Source organism: Aliinostoc sp. HNIBRCY26, from assembly GCF_050235535.1.
Classification (GTDB): Bacteria; Cyanobacteriota; Cyanobacteriia; order Cyanobacteriales; family Nostocaceae; genus Trichormus.
The window spans coordinates 4,253,136-4,268,546 of the sequence record NZ_CP189852.1 but is presented as its reverse complement, the minus strand read 5'-3'; the positions used below and the strand labels follow the sequence as shown (position 1 = coordinate 4,268,546).

Here is a 15,411-nt window from a genome sequence, read left to right as displayed (position 1 = left end):
GCTAGATTGACCAATGAACACCTCTAAGGGCGACGCTTACCATTTCCATTTGTCTTTGCTACTCGATGCTGCGCTTTATGGGAATTTTTCATTACCTGGGCAACATTTTTGGGATTGTTCAAAACTCTAGCTGTGTTTCCTGCTAATGTCCTGACTGCGGTTTTAGGCGACACAGGTTTACCTTGCTGTGCTTGATTAGCTATTGTGGTGACAGTTCTTTTAACAATTTGCGGCACAGTTTGCAATAACGGGCGAGTTCTGGGACTTCTATACCAAGTTTGACCCATTCTAGATACACCTTGAATTAAGGATGGAGCTACAGTAGTCAATACTTGTGCGGCTTGTGGGATTAATCGCGTGGCTAATGGAATTAATGCCCCCAAGAAAGCTTCTGCTTCTGCTTCACTCTCGCTGTGAGCTGCTCTGTATGCGAGATTTTCCATCACCATTTCATACTCGCTCATAGAGCTAGTTGCTAACTCAAACTCATACTCATATTCATATTCACCTTCACCTTCACCTAGTCCATTGTTAGAACTTTTTAGTAGGTTGTTGATAAAAGGATCTCCCTCATATTCTTCCTCGCCTTCATACTCAAATTCAAATTCTCGTTGTCGTCTTCTAGAAGCACGCCCAATCAAGCCGCCAATAGCTTGAATTGCCATTGGTGCGGCTTTAGCTAGTAAAGGGGCTAAAAGTGGCAAGAATTGTTCACTTTCGTATTCATTGGCAAATTCACACTCAGATTCTCTATCAAATCCTGTTTCTAGTTCGTATTCAAACATTTGTTTTGCCTCCCGTTGATTTTTGTGATTCTCGTCAACGTTTTTGCTGATGCCAATTTGCCAGGATTTTCCCCTGGCTTAGTTCACGTAGTTTGTAATGGGCTACGCCTTGATTGGAGTCGTATACAAGCGCAACCCAAACCGCTATTATTCGTAAACTGGCTCTCTTCTACGCCGGGGTGCGGGTTTAGTAACCTTTTGTGCTGCTTGGGTAGAACGTACTAAAGTTTTGGCACAGGTCATAGGATTGGCTAAAACTTTTTGGGTTTCATTTGCCATGACACGAGCAGCTGTTTGACTGGAGATGGTTTTTCCTTGTGCTGCCTGCCGTGCTAAGGTGTTACTGGCTCTAGCAACAATAGTCGGTACTGCTTTCACCAGGGGACGGGTTGAGGGAGATTTACGCAGTGTGCGTGTTAATGTGGCTGCACCTTTAATGAGTTTGGGTGAAACTTGCCGCATGGAATGATTTTTGATGGGAATAATTCTGGCTGTGAAAGCACCTGTATAAGCCTCGGCTTCCGCCTCACTTTGCGCTCGGCTGGCCATAGTTGCTAGGACTTCGGCTAAAGCTTCTGGTTGTGGTAAAGCTTCGTATTCGTACTCGCTTTCAAATTCGCCCTCTAATTCACTTTCAAATTCGTACTCAAATTCTCCTTCACGGGATAGTTGACCAGCAATTGTGCCTAATGCGCCACCAACTGCTGGCCCACCAATTGCTGTTCCTACAGCGCGTGCAGCTATTGGTGCAATTTTTTTGAGTACGGGAGCTAATTTTCTGGCAATCCCACGCAATCTCCCAAAGAAAGCTTCGCTTTCATATTCATTTTCATACTCGTATTCGTCTTCGTACTCGCCTTCTCCCAGACCCAAGGCACTGCCAACGCCTCGGAGCAGACCACCTAAAAACTCCTCGCCTTCGTACTCACCTTCATACTCGTTTTCAAATTCGCCTTCAAATTCACTTTCAAATTCACTCTCGAACTCATGCTGCAAAGTTTCTCCGTCCAGCATATGTGCCTCCTTGGATGAGAATGCTTACAGCATCTAGATATATCTTTGTTGCGAAGGTTAGCACCAGTCACTTTTTCCCATGAGACACATTCTGGGGAAGCATATTGTTGGTAGCTAATTTAAGTGTGACTCATATGAGTTACATTATACCAATAAATAGTAGTAATTGATACATATCGTCTTAGGAAGATTTCTCTATCTTCTGCTGATATCAAGCAAGTATAAGCATAATAAAGCAATTTATTGTAGTTTTTTTTACTAAATATTCTGACCAAAAAATATTGCTATGTGTTGTATAGAAAGTTAAAAAACTTAAATGAAAATGTCTTAATGGGCAGACTAAATAGTAATCTCTAAAGTAATTGTATTAATCGTTTGAGATAGGTTTAATGGTTTAAGCAATTCAAAATTTTTGTGTATGAGTTGCATAATTTTTACTTCACATTCTGAATAAATTCTTAATTAAAAGCTGAAGGATGAATATAGGAAATGAAACCCTCAAATAAAGAAAGGCTGATTAATGTATCCGATAATGAAACTAAATTGGCGTTTGAGAAACAATCCTTGCTGAAGGATTTATTGACACAAATTTCTGATTCTACACCCTGCAAGCTACTTAAACTCACAGAACAAGAACAGATGCTTAATGAAGTAATTTTTGAATCTGATGTCGATGGGGTACGTTATTATCTAGTACGTTCTATTCCTAAATCTCAAGAAAAGGTTAGTTTGAGTCCTCGCGAACAGGCGATCGCGCAATTAGTTGCCCAAGGTCTTCCTAATAAATTAATTGGTATCCGCCTTCACATTAGCCCTTGGACGGTGGCTACACACATTCGCCGTATATTTGTCAAGCTTGGTGTCACATCCAGAACAGCTATGATTGCCCAACTTTTGAAAGGAAATTTACTACAAGAGTAATTTTCTCAGACAAAGAGCCAGGAATTTGAGACACTTCAACGAAAGAGGGTGTCGGCGATCGCAATGCAGTGATAATTTTCTGTGGATGGGATTAATCTTAACTTATAGATTTAAAATCCCATCCTCATCACAATTTTGGATTTTGGATTTTGGATTTTGAATTTTAAATTGATAATCCAGATTCGTAACTTATTTTAGAGAAACAATATAATACTAATTATTTCAATTTAGTATTAATTCTTAACTTGCAAATATGATATATCAGGGCCAAGAGGAATAATTCCCCCAGGGTTCAAAGGGAAAAGATTACCATAGTAATCACGTTTCACACTCTCTAAATCACAAGTATCTGCAACACCAGGTAACTGATATAAATTACGTAAATAAATGCTTAAATTTGGATAGTCTTGGATGCGGCGCAGATTACATTTAAATAAACCGTAATAGACAATATCAAACCGAAACAGCGTTGTAAACAGGCGCACATCGGCTAATGTCACTTGATTTCCGCAGAGATATTGACTGTTAGCTAAAGCCGCCTCAATTTCATCTAAGGTTGTAAATAGTTGTTCACAAGCTTGATTGTAAGCAGGTTGCGTTTGAGCAAACCCACAACGGTATACACCATTATTTACGTATGTGTATATTTTCTCATTCCATTGGTCAATCTGTTCTTTTAGTTCCTGTGGGTAAAGATTGAGTGCAGAATTGGCAGCAAACTCATTAAATTCAGAGTTGAGCATCACAATAATCTCTGCACTCTCATTATTTACAATAGTTTTTGTTTCCTTATCCCACAACACTGGCACTGTAGAGCGTCCATTGTATCCAGGTTGGGCAAGGGCGTATAATTCAGCAAGTGTAGAACAACCTAATTCTGGGGAATCGAACACCCAACCCCCAGACTCAGCCGAAGGTGAAACGACGGATACATCTATGGCTGATTCTAATCCTTTTAATGCGCGCACCACTAAGGTACGATGCGCCCACGGACAACCCATCCCCACATATAAGGTATAACGTCCGCTTGCTGGTGGATAGGGACTATCTTTTTCACTTTTAACCCAATTTCTTAACTCGCTATTGGGACGAATATACTCACCTGATTGATTTCGGGGAGCAATTTTTGACATCATGATCTGCCACAGGGTTGTCCAGACAAACTTACCCATACCGATAATTAGTTTAGGAGGTAAAGATTTACCTTTTTTGTGATTTTTATTTGCAGTCATGATGGGAAGTTTCCCCTAGCTTTTCATAATTATTAAGATGCGATCGCTATAAAGCAAGGCGTAAACCATTACTTTAAAAATTCATCAATGGACAAACCCATATTTACTTATGTTACATCTACCTTTGCACTTGTACGATGCAAGTAGAAAAATAACTCGAATCGCATGGTGTTTTAGTTTACAACCTGATAAATATAATGGATATCTCTCAGTAATAAACCACTGTTGGCTCACAGAGGATGATTAATAATTTCCTGTTTGAGCTTTATATTTGGGGAGATTATTTAGGCAAATTTGATTTATATAATTGTATAAAGCCATTTAATTGAGTAAATTTAACGAAGATGCCTAATGCGGTTAAAGTCTTTTTTGCGTACTCCCACAAAGATGAAGCCTTACGTGATGAATTGGCAACTCATCTGACCATGATGAAACGTCAGGGAGTTATTGAAACTTGGCATGACAGCGAAATCACTGCTGGGAGTGAATGGGCAAATGCTATTGATGAAAATCTGGAAGTTGCAGATATAATTCTGCTGCTGGTAAGTGATAACTTTCTGGCTTCAGATTACTGCTATGACAAAGAAATGACACGGGCTATGGAGCAACATGAAACCAGGGAAGCTTGTGTAATTCCTATTATTCTCAAGCCAACAGACTGGAATGGTAAGCCTTTTGGAAAACTGCAAGCACTGCCCAAAAATGCCAAACCTGTCACCACTTGGCAAGACCAAAATGAGGCTTTTTTAAATATTGCTCAAGGGATTTGCAGAGTAGTTGAAGATATTGCTAAATCAAAATCCTCCTCTTGAACTGCTGCTGGAACTACTACACCTGGGACTTTCACTAAAGCTGAAGCTAGAAGTGCAAGCTCAGGAAGTCCCAACAGAACAAAATAGATGAGACCAGCAACTTGAGGAAATCGAGCAAAAACTTTCGTAATTTTCTTTGAAACTAGCTAACCTCTTGCCATATCCTTTATGAAGTCTATTGAAGTTTTTATTTCTTATCACCAAAAAGATGAAGAACTGCGGGAAGAGTTAGAGACGCATCTAGCAAGCTTGCTGCGGGAACAACTTATTACTAGTTGGCACAATCGTGAAATTATCGCTGGGCAAGAGTTTCAAGCGGAAATTAATAAATACCTCAAACGGGCTGGGTTAATTTTACTGTTGGTGAGTCCAGATTTTATTGCTTCAGACTATCACTGGACAGTTGAAGTTACACGCGCCTTAGAACAAAATGCCGCAGGTAAGGCTCGTGTGATTCCCGTATTGCTACGCCATGCTGATTGGGACAATCCTCCCATTGATAAATTGTCACCCCTGCCAAGTAATCGCAAACCGATAAAAAGTTGGAGTGACCGAGATGAAGCTTTCTTAGAAGTTGTCAAGGGAATTCGGCAAGAAGTGGCGCGATTAGTTGCTAGCGCGAATTACTCACCACCTAAAGACAGTACAGCAAACCAAAAACCCCTGGCTCTCAAACCCGCAGCAGATAATGCTCCATCTCAGCCTGGTAATCAAATTGAAACTGACTTAACGCTAGAACTTCCTCTGAGCATCGCTGAATTGACCTACGGTACAGAAAAGAAGATTGCATTGGAAGATGGCTCAATTACTGTGACTGTTCCATCTGGTTTTAGTCCTGGTAAAAAACTGCGGGTTCGAGGTAAAGGTAAACTTAACCCGATAACTCATCAACGGGGAGATTTGTATCTCAAGGTTGTCAGTATTCAAAAAGTAGAAGTATCACTGGAGGACTATCAGCAAAAATTGCGACGATACGAGCAAGAATTAATCAAAGTCCTGCAACGGGAGTATCCACTCAGCGAACACAGCCGTGAAGAACTAAAAAATTATCAGCAGATGCTAAAACTCAGGGATGAGGATGTAACTCAGCTTGAGGAGCAAGTCACAGCACAAGAGCAAGAAAAGCGCAAATATCAAGTTACAAGTCTGATTAACGAAGCAGATCGTTTACGCGAACATAAAAAGTTTGAGGAATCAGCCCTCAAATACAAAGCAGCTCTGCGTCTTGACCCGAATTCTGTGTATGCTCACCATTGTCTGGGGTTTGTTCTGGACAAGCTAGGTAGGCTAGAAGAAGCGATCGCCTGTTACCAAACAGCCCTGCGCCTCGACCCAAACTTTGCAATCGCTCACAATAACTTGGGGTTAGCACTGTCCAAGCAAGGGAAGCTAGAAGAAGCGATCGCCCACTACCAAACAGCCATGCGTCTCGACCCAAAAGATTCCTACCCTCACAATAACTTGGGGTTGGCACTGCACGATCAAGGGAAGCTAGAAGAAGCGATCGCCCACTACCAAACAGCCCTGCACCTCGACCCAAACTTTGCAACTGCTCACAATAACCTTGGGTTAGCACTGAAAAAGCAAGGGAAGCTAGAAGAAGCGATCGCCAGCTATCAAACAGCCCTGCGCCTCGACCCGAACTATGCACTCGCTCACAATAACTTGGGGATTGTGCTGTGGCAGCAAGGGAAGCTAGAAGCTGCAATCGCCGCCTGTCAAAAGGCCTTGCAAATTGACCCAAACTTTGTAAAAGCTCACAATGCTTTAGGGGTTGCACTGGAAGATCAAGGGAAGTTGGAACCTGCGATCAAGGCTTACCAAAAAGCCCTGAGTCTCGACCCAAATTACGCATACGCTCACAATAACTTGGGGTTAGCACTATACAATCAAGGAAAGCTAGAAGCAGCGATCGCCGAATTAGAAATAGCTGTTCATCTCGAACCTACTAATGCTCTGTTTCGTGAAAACTTAGAGACTATGAGAAATCATCAGAAAAAGGGCTTTTGGGGGCGTTTGTTTAGTTGATAGAATATTTGCAGTTTTATTCATCTTAAGGGTGTGCGCTCACTTGTTGTTGAGGATGTGTTCACGAAGTGTGCCGAAGGTATCGCTTGACTTCAAAGCCTTATAATTCAAGTTGTGAACTCAGAACTTGCAGCTTGTAACACGAATTGTCGAGCAAAAAAAGCGATCATTCCACCTCTGAACACGAAACTTCCACTTTGGAAAAAGAATTGTTGAGCAAAAAAGGCGATGCTTCGACCTCTGAACATAAATTGTCGAGTAAAAAGGGCGATCGCTCTACTTTTGAACTCGGAACTTGGAGCTTAGAACACGAATTATCGAGTAAAAAGGGCGATCGTTCGACTTCTGAACACAAATTGTCGAGTAAAAAGGGCGATCGCGGTAGGTTGTGTTGATTTACCTAATTTTGAGCAAACTTGACCCCAAAGTGTATGGTTCAATTTTTTCTAAACTCCCTTGCGCTAATAGCTGTACACCGTTGAACTTGGCAAGATGTTGCTCGGAAGAAAAAAAACAAGGTTAAGTGACGATTAGCTTGAATATTAAGGCTTTAGGTTTAAGCATTAAGGCTTTAGGTTCAAGCATTAAGCCTTTAGGTTCAAACATTAAGGCTTTAGATTCAAGCATTAAGCCTTTAGGTTCAAACATTAAGCCTTTAAGTTCAAACGTTAAGTCTTTAGGTTCAAGCATTAAGCCTTTAGGTTCAAACGTTAAGCCTTTAGGTTCAAACATTTAGTCTTCCAGGTTCAATTTTTTGCCTTTTACCTTTTGCCTTTCTCTACTCGCCGACATAGATTCCTAAAGAACGCGCACTTTGGACTAAGTAACCTTGAGGATCAACGTGTAAAGGACTTTGGGCTACGGCTTCGGAGATGGGAACGGGGACTACTTCCCCATATTGCCATGCTAACATTTTACCGAACTGACCTTGAGCTACTAAATCTACGGCTGCTTTGCCGAAAACAGTTGCTGTTAAGCGGTCTAGTGCTGAGGGAATACCACCTCGTTGAATATGTCCTAATACAGAAACTCTAGTATCAATTATATCGTCATTCAATAGGGCAATTCGCTCTGCAACATATTGTCCTATACCGCATTTGGGGGAGGAAATAGGAATTGGGGATGTAGTGTCTGTGGTGTTACACATATCTTCCATGCACAACTTTGCACCCTCAGCTACTACAACGATCGCAAATTTTCGTTTCCAGCGATCGCGCAATTCGGCTATATGTTGACATAATCCTTTAATTGTGTAATTGACTTCTGGGATCAAAATTACGTCTGCACCCCCAGCAATACCAGCGTGTAGGGCTAAATGTCCGGCTGTGCGTCCCATAACTTCAACAATCATCACGCGATCGTGACTAGCGGCAGTAAAGGTGAGACGATTTAAAGCGTCCACAATGGTATTGACTGCGGTATCAAAGCCAATAGCGCGTTCTGTCATGGCGACATCATTATCTATGGTTTTGGGGATAGCCACTAAATTCCAATTACCTTGGTTTGCCAGTTGATTAATAATTCCCAAACTACCATCACCACCAATAGCAATTAGAGCATCTAAAGCCAATGCTTTATAGCCAGCAAGGATGTCATCTACATGAGTTAGGGTGTCACCCTTATTTATTGTGCCTAAAATTGTGCCGCCCATATTGAGTAAGGGGTCAATACCGCGCAAATCCCAACCGTGGAGATTGAGAGCGATCGCTTGCCGTTCTAATAACCCCTGAGTGGCATAGGGAATACCTAAAATTTCCCAATCATAAGTCAGTGTGGCATGGCTAACAACTGCACGAATTACACAATTCAAGCCTGGACAATCACCGCCACTGGTGAGAATACCTATTCTTTTTCGCATATTAATTTGGGGATTGGGGATTGGGGACTAGGGATTGGGGATTAGGGATTGGGGATTAGGGAGACAAGGGAGACCTGACTTTTCATGGGATCTGAAAGACCCCTCTCCAAACCTCTCCCCGTGTCGGGGAGAGGCTTTAACTTTTCCCCCTTCCCTAGTAGGGAAGGGGGCCAGGGGGTTAGGTTTTGCGTTAACTTTTCCACATAACGTGAAAAGTCAGAAGGAAGACAAGGGAGACAAGGGAGACAAAGGAGAATTGTATTTTTAATTCTCAATCCCCAGTCCCCAGTCCCCAGTCCCCAGTCCCCAGTCCCCAACATCAACCGTGATAATAAAAAGGTTCGTAAATTCTGCCCCATTCAGGTTTATATGTCTGCAAGGCGCGCATATATTGGGCGCGTTCAAAGGCACTGGGGTTGGGGCAGTTTTTCTGGCTCATGCTGCCTTGTAGTTGTTGGACGGATTCGTATTCGTGTTTTTCCATCCATTCGCGCATTTCTTGTTCTATACATCGTAAATGGTTAATGCCATGTCGTAATAAAACAGCGCACAGCATTGTAATGTTTGCCCCAGCCATAAGCATTTTTAAGACATCATGGGCAGTGTGAATCCCGCTTGTGGCAGCTAAGTCGGCATGGATGCGATCGTAAAGAATGGCAATCCAGCGCAGAGGTAAACGCATGGCTTGGGGTGTGCTTAATAGTACGTGGGGTTGTACTTCTAGGGTTTCTAGGTTAATGTCTGGTTGGTAAAAGCGATTAAATAATACTAAAGCGTCAACTCCGGCGTGATCAAAACGTTTGGCCATGTTTGCCATGTTGGTAAAGTAGGGACTAAGTTTTACTGAGACAGGAATGGCAACGGCAGCTTTGACGACCTGGAACATATTGATATAGCTTTGTTCTATCTGGTCGCTGGTTTTGTCTGGATCAGTTTGTACAGAGTAAATGTTTAACTCTAAGGCGGCTGCACCTGCTTGCTCAAGCATTCTGGCGTAATCTGTCCAACCATCTAAGGATGAACCGTTAAGACTGGCAATTAAGGGGATTTTTACTTTTTGTTTGGCTTTGTAAATTAACTCTAAATATTCGTCTGGGCCTAGACGGAAATTTTCTGGTTCGGGAAAATAAGTCAAAGATTCAGGAAAACTTTCTGTGCCGTAGGTGAGATGATGATGGAGTTCGTGGCTTTCCATGCTTAACTGTTCTTCAAACAGTGATGGGAGGACAATAGCGGCTGCGCCTGCATCTTCCATCCACACAATGTTATCAATATCTCCTGTCAAGGGAGAAGCTGAAGGCACAAGCGGCGATCGCAACCTCATCCCCATGTAAGTTGTTGTTAAATCCATGTTGATATTTTTCCTGCTGATTTAATGAGATTAAAATTTTAAGAAGCTATACAAATATACATATGCTGTAAGTCTTATTACTTACAGCATTAAACTATTAAACTCCTACTCCTTCTGCATTTGAGCCATTTTGATCATTGATTTTTGATGACTGATGATTAGCATTAACAACTTGTCTGGCTGCTAGGTATTGGTACATTTGCCATCTTGTATTCACATCATTTTGCGCTTCTTGCAGTAATTGTCTAGCAACGGTAGGGTTAATTTTTGTTAACATCTTGAAGCGATTTTCTAAATACATGGAATTCTCTACCGATATTTTCGGTGAGCGTGAGTCAAGTTGTAGAGGATTCTTACCTTGTTGAGTTAAATCGGGGTGATAGCGATATAACAACCATCTCCCAGAATCGACTACGGCTTTTTGATTCTGCATCGCTGTACTTAAATTGATGCCGTGGGCAATGCAATGGCTATAAGCAATAATTAGCGAAGGGCCGTTATAGGCTTCAGCTTCTAAAAAGGCTTTGAGGGTATGTTCATCTTTTGCGCCCATTGCAACACTCGCTACGTAAACATTACCGTAGGTCATCGCAATTAAACCCAAGTCTTTTTTCGCCGCAGGTTTACCACCAGCCGCAAATTTAGCTACAGCCCCTTTCGGTGTAGATTTAGACATTTGTCCGCCTGTGTTGGAATATACCTCTGTGTCGAGAACGAGGATATTCACATTGCGTCCACCAGCTAAAACGTGATCTAAGCCGCCGTAGCCGATATCATAAGCCCAACCATCGCCCCCTATCATCCAAACGCTCTTTTTCACTAGGTAATCAGCCAGACTCAGGAGTTGTTGCGCTTGGGGATTGGCTATTTCCGTGAGTCGTTGCTTGAGAATTTTAACGCGATCGCGTTGTTCCCAAATATCTGCCTCATCTTTTTGCTGATTATTTAGCAGCCCATCTACTAATTCTGTACCTACCTCAGTAGCTAATTGTTGTAATAATTCAATAGCAAATTCCGTTTGCTTATCAATAGAAATACGGAAGCCTAAGCCAAATTCGGCGTTATCTTCAAACAAACTATTTGACCAAGCAGGCCCCCGTCCTTCAGCGTTATATGTCCAAGGGGTAGTGGGTAAATTACCGCCGTAAATAGAAGAACAACCGGTGGCGTTAGCAACAATCATGCGATCGCCAAACAATTGTGTGGCTAACTTAATATAGGGTGTTTCGCCACAACCCGCACAAGCCCCAGAAAATTCAAATAACGGTTCTTGCATCTGTTGCTGATTAATATGATTCAACTTTAAGTTGCGTCTATCGGGGTTAGGTAAACTCAAGAAGAAATCCCAATTTTCCCTTTCTGCTTCCCGTAGAGGTAATTGTGGCTGCATATTAATCGCTTTTTTGCGTGGTTCAGCTTTATTCTTAGCCGGACACACATCCACGCAGATACCGCAACCAGTACAATCTTCGGCTGCTACTTGGATGGTAAATTTTAACCCATGCCAATCATGATCTTTAGCGTTAGCACTCTTAAAAGTAAGTGGCGCATTCTCTAATTCTTGCTCTTCATACACCTTACTGCGAATTACACTGTGGGGACACACCATCACACATTTTCCACACTGAATGCAGACATTAGTGTCCCAAACCGGAATTTCTTGGGCAATATTGCGTTTCTCCCATTTCGCTGTTCCCGTGGGATATGTCCCATCTACAGGTAAAGCACTTACAGGTAATTCATCCCCCGCACGGGCGATAATTTTACCTAAGACATCGCGGACAAATTCTGGGGCGGTGTCGGGGACTGGGGACTGGGGACACTTCGACAAGCTCAGTGCTTCGCTGGGGACTGGGGACTGGGAAGATTCAGGCTGAATTTCTAATTCATATAAATTATCTAGGGTTGTATCTACAGCTTGGATATTCATTTGGACGATTTGTTCGCCTTTTTTACCGTAGGTTTTGCGAATAGATTTTTTAATTTCTGCAATGGCTTCTGCTCTGGGCAATACTCCAGATAAAGCAAAGAAACAGACTTGCATCACGGTGTTAATTCTGCCAGCCATCCCTGCTTCACGGGCTACTTTGTAGGCGTTGATGGCATAAACTTTCAGTTGTTTCTCTTGAATTTGGGCTTTGATAGTCTCTGGGAGTTGTTGCCCAATTTCTTCTTTGTCGAAAGGAGCGTTGATTAAGAAAGTGCCGCCTGGTATAATGTCTTGGAGGATGGGAAACTTCTCTAAAAATTCCCACTGATGGCAAGCGACAAAGTTGGCTTTGGTAATTAAGTAGGTAGAACGGATGGGTTGCGAACCAAAACGCAGGTGTGAAACGGTGACAGAACCGGATTTTTTGGAGTCGTAAACGAAGTAGCCTTGGGCGTAGTTATCGGTTTCTTCCCCAATAATTTTAATGGAGTTTTTATTTGCGCCTACTGTCCCATCTGCACCTAAACCGTAGAAGATAGCTCTAACTATATTGTCTGGTTCAATGTTGAAGTTGGGATCATAGTCTAAGCTGGTGTGGGTGACATCATCGTTAATGCCGATAGTGAAATGATTTTTTGGTGTAGGTTGGGCTAAGTTATCAAAAATCCCTTTGACCATTGCGGGTGTAAATTCTTTGGATGATAAGCCGTAGCGACCACCAACAACCAATTTTAGATTTTGGATTTGGGATTTTGGATTGGCTTCATTCAGTGCTGTGACTACATCTTGATATAAAGGTTCGCCTATGCTTCCTGGTTCTTTGGTACGGTCTAAAACGGCGATGCTGCGAGTGGTGGGGGGTAAGGCGGCGAGGAATCTTTGGTTATCAAAGGGGCGATACAGGCGCACTTTCATGACACCAACTTTTTCGCCTTGGGTGTTGAGATAATCTACTGTCTCATGTACTGTTTCACAACCAGAACCCATAATAATAATGATGCGTTCGGCTGTGGGGTCGCCGTGATATTCAAATAGTTGATATTGTCTTCCAGTTTGTTGGGCGAATTCGTCCATGACTTTTTGGGTGATGTCAGGACAGGTTAGATAATAGGGGTTAACGGTTTCTCTGGCTTGGAAATAGACATCGGGATTTTGGGCTGTACCACGTAATACGGGTTTATCTGGCGTTAATGACCGTGAACGATGAGCCAAAATTAATTCATTGGGAATGAGGGCTTGTAAATCTGCATCTGTTAATAGTTCAACTTTGTTGACTTCATGGGAAGTGCGGAAGCCGTCAAAAAAGTGTAAGAAAGGTATGCGTGATGCTAAGGTTGCTTTTGTGGAAATGAAAGCAAAATCTAGGGCTTCTTGGACGGACGCAGCGCACAACATAGCAAAACCCGTACCCCGACAAGCCATCACATCGCTGTGGTCGCCAAAAATTGATAGTCCTTGGGCTGCTAGCGATCGCGCCGCAATATGAAATACTGTAGGTGTAAGTTCCCCAGCAATCTTATACATATTCGGGATCATCAGCAATAATCCCTGGGATGCAGTGAATGTAGTTGTTAGTGACCCCGTTTGTAAAGCCCCATGTACTGCACCTGCAACTCCGCCTTCACTCTGCATCTGCACTACTGCTGGTACAGTACCCCAAATATTTGGTTTATTTTCGCTAGCCCAAGCATCCGCCCATTCCGCCATCGGTGAAGATGGGGTGATAGGATAGATAGCTATAACTTCATTGAGTCGATAGACAACTTGAGCCACAGCTTCATTACCATCTATAGTTGCAAAATTTTTTTTGTTCATAGTTGTGTCTCAAAAATAAGAGATAATAATTCTTACTGTTTAGATGTGTAATTTTTGGTGTATAGACTTGATTAGTCTTGTCTGTACAAATAGAAGTCTAGGGAAGATTCCCTTTTCAAACTAAAATGAAAGTTTGAGGAACTTGTGAGGAGAATCCCCCAATCACGAAAAAATAGCTGTAGAGTTTTCCGTGTGTCAGTTGAGCCAGTTTTTACAGCGTGATTGAATAATTTTTCTCCGATTAAATAATTAATGAAATTAACAATACAGTAAGTACAAATACTAACTTCTAGAAGATTTAACCTGGAACTAAAAAAAAATTTCCCTGTGAGCAATTTCCTCACAAGTTCCTCAAATTGTTGCCATAAATTAAAAATGTAGAAACCGCCAGCAGTAATTGGACAGCCTCAATAGCTTGTTTCCCAAACATACTGGTTACAACTATCACTTCTACAGTCATCTTTTTAGGTAGTTGATTCAGAAGTCATGGTTGTCATCAACGAGAGGAATTAGCTATGAGTATCCAACTTCGCTAATGGGTTCATCGAAAAGCGATGCTGGCTTTATTTATCTACTATTTCTCATTAAAAATTTATTACCTTGACATCTTAAGTTGCTATTTTCAATGTTCAAGCCAAAACATCTCAAAAGCTTAATCAAAGCAATTGGCATCTTTTTGAACCAACCCATCATCCATCGCAATACTGTTTGGAATCCTGTTATTTTCTGGCACATTTATCACAATCGACAGATATTAGAGAATTGTTGGAATTATGATCTAATTCAGTTTTTTGAAAGATGTTGGCAAATTCATGCAACAGAGTTATCAGATAAATACAGTGCCAGAAATGATTCCCATTCCATCGGTATTTAACTACTATATACAAGGAGGAAATTTATGTTTACTGTTAAGAGCTTATTACAAAATATGAAAAACTTAGGTCAACAATTAATTAACTACCTTTCTGGCGCAGTTTCTAGAATATTCAGCGTCAGAGATGACAATTATCCAGCAACGGGTGTACAGCCTTTTAATGGTGACATTCCCAAAAAACAAGATTTCTAAACTCCAAAGTACAAGTCATGTTTTCAATTGGATTTAAGCGGAAAAATTCAATTAAAATGCTTGCAAGTTTAAACAGTTTTAATCGGCGTAGTAAGGCTAACCACCTTACTACTAACTTTTATGGCAAAGCTGTGATATGGATATTATCAGAAAAATTAACCATGAATTATCCATCGCAGGGCAAATTACTCCAGAGCAATTTCCCCAACTTCTTGTTGATGGTTATAAGTCTATATTGAATTTGCGATCGCCCGATGAAAAAGGCTGGCTAGAGGATGAGAAAGATAAACTAGAATTTCTCGGTTTGCGTTATCTTAATACACCTACCAAAGTTGAAGAAATTAACCGTCAAACTACACTGCAAGTCCTACAAATCATCAATGAATTACCTAAGCCAGCTTTAATTCATTGTGACAATTCTATACGTTCAGCAGTAATAGCCCTATTGTATATCGCGACTAAACAAGGTATTACCTTTGAAAAGGCTATTGAATTAACAATGAGTCTGGGTTTAATATAATCTTATTTTTCTGCCTAAAAATAAAAATTTTTAACAATTCTTTTTAAGAAGAAAATGAATCAAACTGTATCAAACAAAG

General features: G+C 41.4%; 14 protein-coding genes and 1 pseudogene. 7 read left to right on the top strand and 8 right to left on the bottom strand.

Features of this window, described 5'->3' with window-relative positions:
* Positions 1–23: 23 nt before the first annotated feature.
* Positions 24–785 carry a hypothetical protein gene (locus ACQFX9_RS18060; RefSeq protein WP_427157435.1) on the bottom strand — a complete coding sequence of 254 codons (762 nt, stop codon included), beginning with the start codon at positions 783–785 and terminating at the stop codon, positions 24–26.
* A gap of 147 nt (positions 786–932) precedes the next feature.
* The gene (locus tag ACQFX9_RS18055; RefSeq protein ID WP_427157433.1) at positions 933–1,799 is read right to left on the bottom strand and encodes a hypothetical protein; all 867 of its coding nucleotides are present in this window, start codon (positions 1,797–1,799) and stop codon (positions 933–935) included.
* 489 nt (positions 1,800–2,288) lie between these two features.
* Between ACQFX9_RS18055 and ACQFX9_RS18050 the strand changes: the two genes are divergently transcribed.
* Complete coding sequence (locus ACQFX9_RS18050; protein ID WP_427157431.1) at positions 2,289–2,720, top strand: response regulator transcription factor; 432 nt, start codon at positions 2,289–2,291, stop codon at positions 2,718–2,720.
* Between the two features lie 233 nt (positions 2,721–2,953).
* Here the strand turns inward: ACQFX9_RS18050 and ACQFX9_RS18045 are convergent, their stop codons facing one another.
* Positions 2,954–3,952, bottom strand: coding sequence for a glutathione S-transferase family protein (locus ACQFX9_RS18045; protein WP_427157430.1), 999 nt, complete (start codon positions 3,950–3,952; stop codon positions 2,954–2,956).
* A gap of 344 nt (positions 3,953–4,296) precedes the next feature.
* On the opposite strand from ACQFX9_RS18045, the gene ACQFX9_RS18040 reads away from it, so the two are divergent.
* From ACQFX9_RS18040 to ACQFX9_RS18030, 3 genes are all read left to right on the top strand, one after another.
* Entirely contained in the window at positions 4,297–4,764 is a 468-nt protein-coding gene (locus tag ACQFX9_RS18040) for a toll/interleukin-1 receptor domain-containing protein (RefSeq protein ID WP_427157428.1), read from the top strand.
* A gap of 168 nt (positions 4,765–4,932) precedes the next feature.
* On the top strand, positions 4,933–6,792 hold the full coding sequence (locus ACQFX9_RS18035) for a tetratricopeptide repeat protein (protein ID WP_427157425.1): 1,860 nt from the start codon (positions 4,933–4,935) through the stop codon (positions 6,790–6,792).
* Positions 6,793–6,938: 146 nt separating this feature from the next.
* A complete protein-coding gene (locus tag ACQFX9_RS18030; protein ID WP_427157424.1) occupies positions 6,939–7,187 on the top strand; it encodes a hypothetical protein in 249 nt (82 codons plus the stop codon).
* Here ACQFX9_RS18030 and ACQFX9_RS18025 read toward each other — a convergent pair.
* The 5 genes and pseudogenes from ACQFX9_RS18025 to nifJ all read right to left on the bottom strand — a co-directional run.
* Positions 7,164–7,298: pseudogene (locus tag ACQFX9_RS18025) on the bottom strand (IS5/IS1182 family transposase); the annotation flags it as partial. The gene ACQFX9_RS18030 and the pseudogene ACQFX9_RS18025 sit on opposite strands and share 24 nt — an antisense overlap.
* A gap of 13 nt (positions 7,299–7,311) precedes the next feature.
* Positions 7,312–7,524, bottom strand: a complete 213-nt coding sequence (locus ACQFX9_RS18020) for a hypothetical protein (protein WP_427157422.1) — start codon at positions 7,522–7,524, stop codon at positions 7,312–7,314.
* Between the two features lie 46 nt (positions 7,525–7,570).
* Complete coding sequence (locus tag ACQFX9_RS18015; RefSeq protein ID WP_427157421.1) at positions 7,571–8,650, bottom strand: ATP-dependent 6-phosphofructokinase; 1,080 nt, start codon at positions 8,648–8,650, stop codon at positions 7,571–7,573.
* A 319-nt stretch (positions 8,651–8,969) separates the two neighbouring features.
* Positions 8,970–10,001: a dihydroorotate dehydrogenase-like protein gene (locus tag ACQFX9_RS18010; RefSeq protein WP_427157419.1), complete on the bottom strand. Its 1,032-nt coding sequence runs from the start codon at positions 9,999–10,001 to the stop codon at positions 8,970–8,972.
* Between the two features lie 97 nt (positions 10,002–10,098).
* Complete coding sequence (gene nifJ / locus ACQFX9_RS18005; protein WP_427157417.1) at positions 10,099–13,746, bottom strand: pyruvate:ferredoxin (flavodoxin) oxidoreductase; 3,648 nt, start codon at positions 13,744–13,746, stop codon at positions 10,099–10,101.
* A 625-nt stretch (positions 13,747–14,371) separates the two neighbouring features.
* Here nifJ and ACQFX9_RS18000 point away from each other — a divergent pair.
* From ACQFX9_RS18000 to ACQFX9_RS17990, 3 genes are all read left to right on the top strand, one after another.
* Positions 14,372–14,620, top strand: a complete 249-nt coding sequence (locus ACQFX9_RS18000) for a hypothetical protein (RefSeq protein ID WP_427157416.1) — start codon at positions 14,372–14,374, stop codon at positions 14,618–14,620.
* Positions 14,621–14,644: 24 nt separating this feature from the next.
* Positions 14,645–14,812: a hypothetical protein gene (locus ACQFX9_RS17995; RefSeq protein ID WP_236143128.1), complete on the top strand. Its 168-nt coding sequence runs from the start codon at positions 14,645–14,647 to the stop codon at positions 14,810–14,812.
* Positions 14,813–14,948: 136 nt separating this feature from the next.
* Positions 14,949–15,332, top strand: a complete 384-nt coding sequence (locus ACQFX9_RS17990; protein ID WP_427157414.1) for a hypothetical protein — start codon at positions 14,949–14,951, stop codon at positions 15,330–15,332.
* Positions 15,333–15,411 lie beyond the last annotated feature (79 nt).

Coding starts and splice junctions, on each gene's coding strand:
- ACQFX9_RS18055 (WP_427157433.1), bottom strand. CDS start 1,799: ATGCTGGACGGAGAAACTTTGCAGCATGAGTTCGAGAGTGAATTTGAA.
- ACQFX9_RS18015 (WP_427157421.1), bottom strand. CDS start 8,650: ATGCGAAAAAGAATAGGTATTCTCACCAGTGGCGGTGATTGTCCAGGC.
- ACQFX9_RS18020 (WP_427157422.1), bottom strand. CDS start 7,524: ATGTTTGAACCTAAAGGCTTAACGTTTGAACCTAAAGGCTTAATGCTT.
- ACQFX9_RS18010 (WP_427157419.1), bottom strand. CDS start 10,001: ATGGATTTAACAACAACTTACATGGGGATGAGGTTGCGATCGCCGCTT.
- ACQFX9_RS18050 (WP_427157431.1), top strand. CDS start 2,289: ATGAAACCCTCAAATAAAGAAAGGCTGATTAATGTATCCGATAATGAA.
- ACQFX9_RS17990 (WP_427157414.1), top strand. CDS start 14,949: ATGGATATTATCAGAAAAATTAACCATGAATTATCCATCGCAGGGCAA.
- nifJ (WP_427157417.1), bottom strand. CDS start 13,746: ATGAACAAAAAAAATTTTGCAACTATAGATGGTAATGAAGCTGTGGCT.
- ACQFX9_RS17995 (WP_236143128.1), top strand. CDS start 14,645: ATGTTTACTGTTAAGAGCTTATTACAAAATATGAAAAACTTAGGTCAA.
- ACQFX9_RS18060 (WP_427157435.1), bottom strand. CDS start 785: ATGTTTGAATACGAACTAGAAACAGGATTTGATAGAGAATCTGAGTGT.
- ACQFX9_RS18040 (WP_427157428.1), top strand. CDS start 4,297: ATGCCTAATGCGGTTAAAGTCTTTTTTGCGTACTCCCACAAAGATGAA.
- ACQFX9_RS18035 (WP_427157425.1), top strand. CDS start 4,933: ATGAAGTCTATTGAAGTTTTTATTTCTTATCACCAAAAAGATGAAGAA.
- ACQFX9_RS18045 (WP_427157430.1), bottom strand. CDS start 3,952: ATGACTGCAAATAAAAATCACAAAAAAGGTAAATCTTTACCTCCTAAA.
- ACQFX9_RS18000 (WP_427157416.1), top strand. CDS start 14,372: ATGTTCAAGCCAAAACATCTCAAAAGCTTAATCAAAGCAATTGGCATC.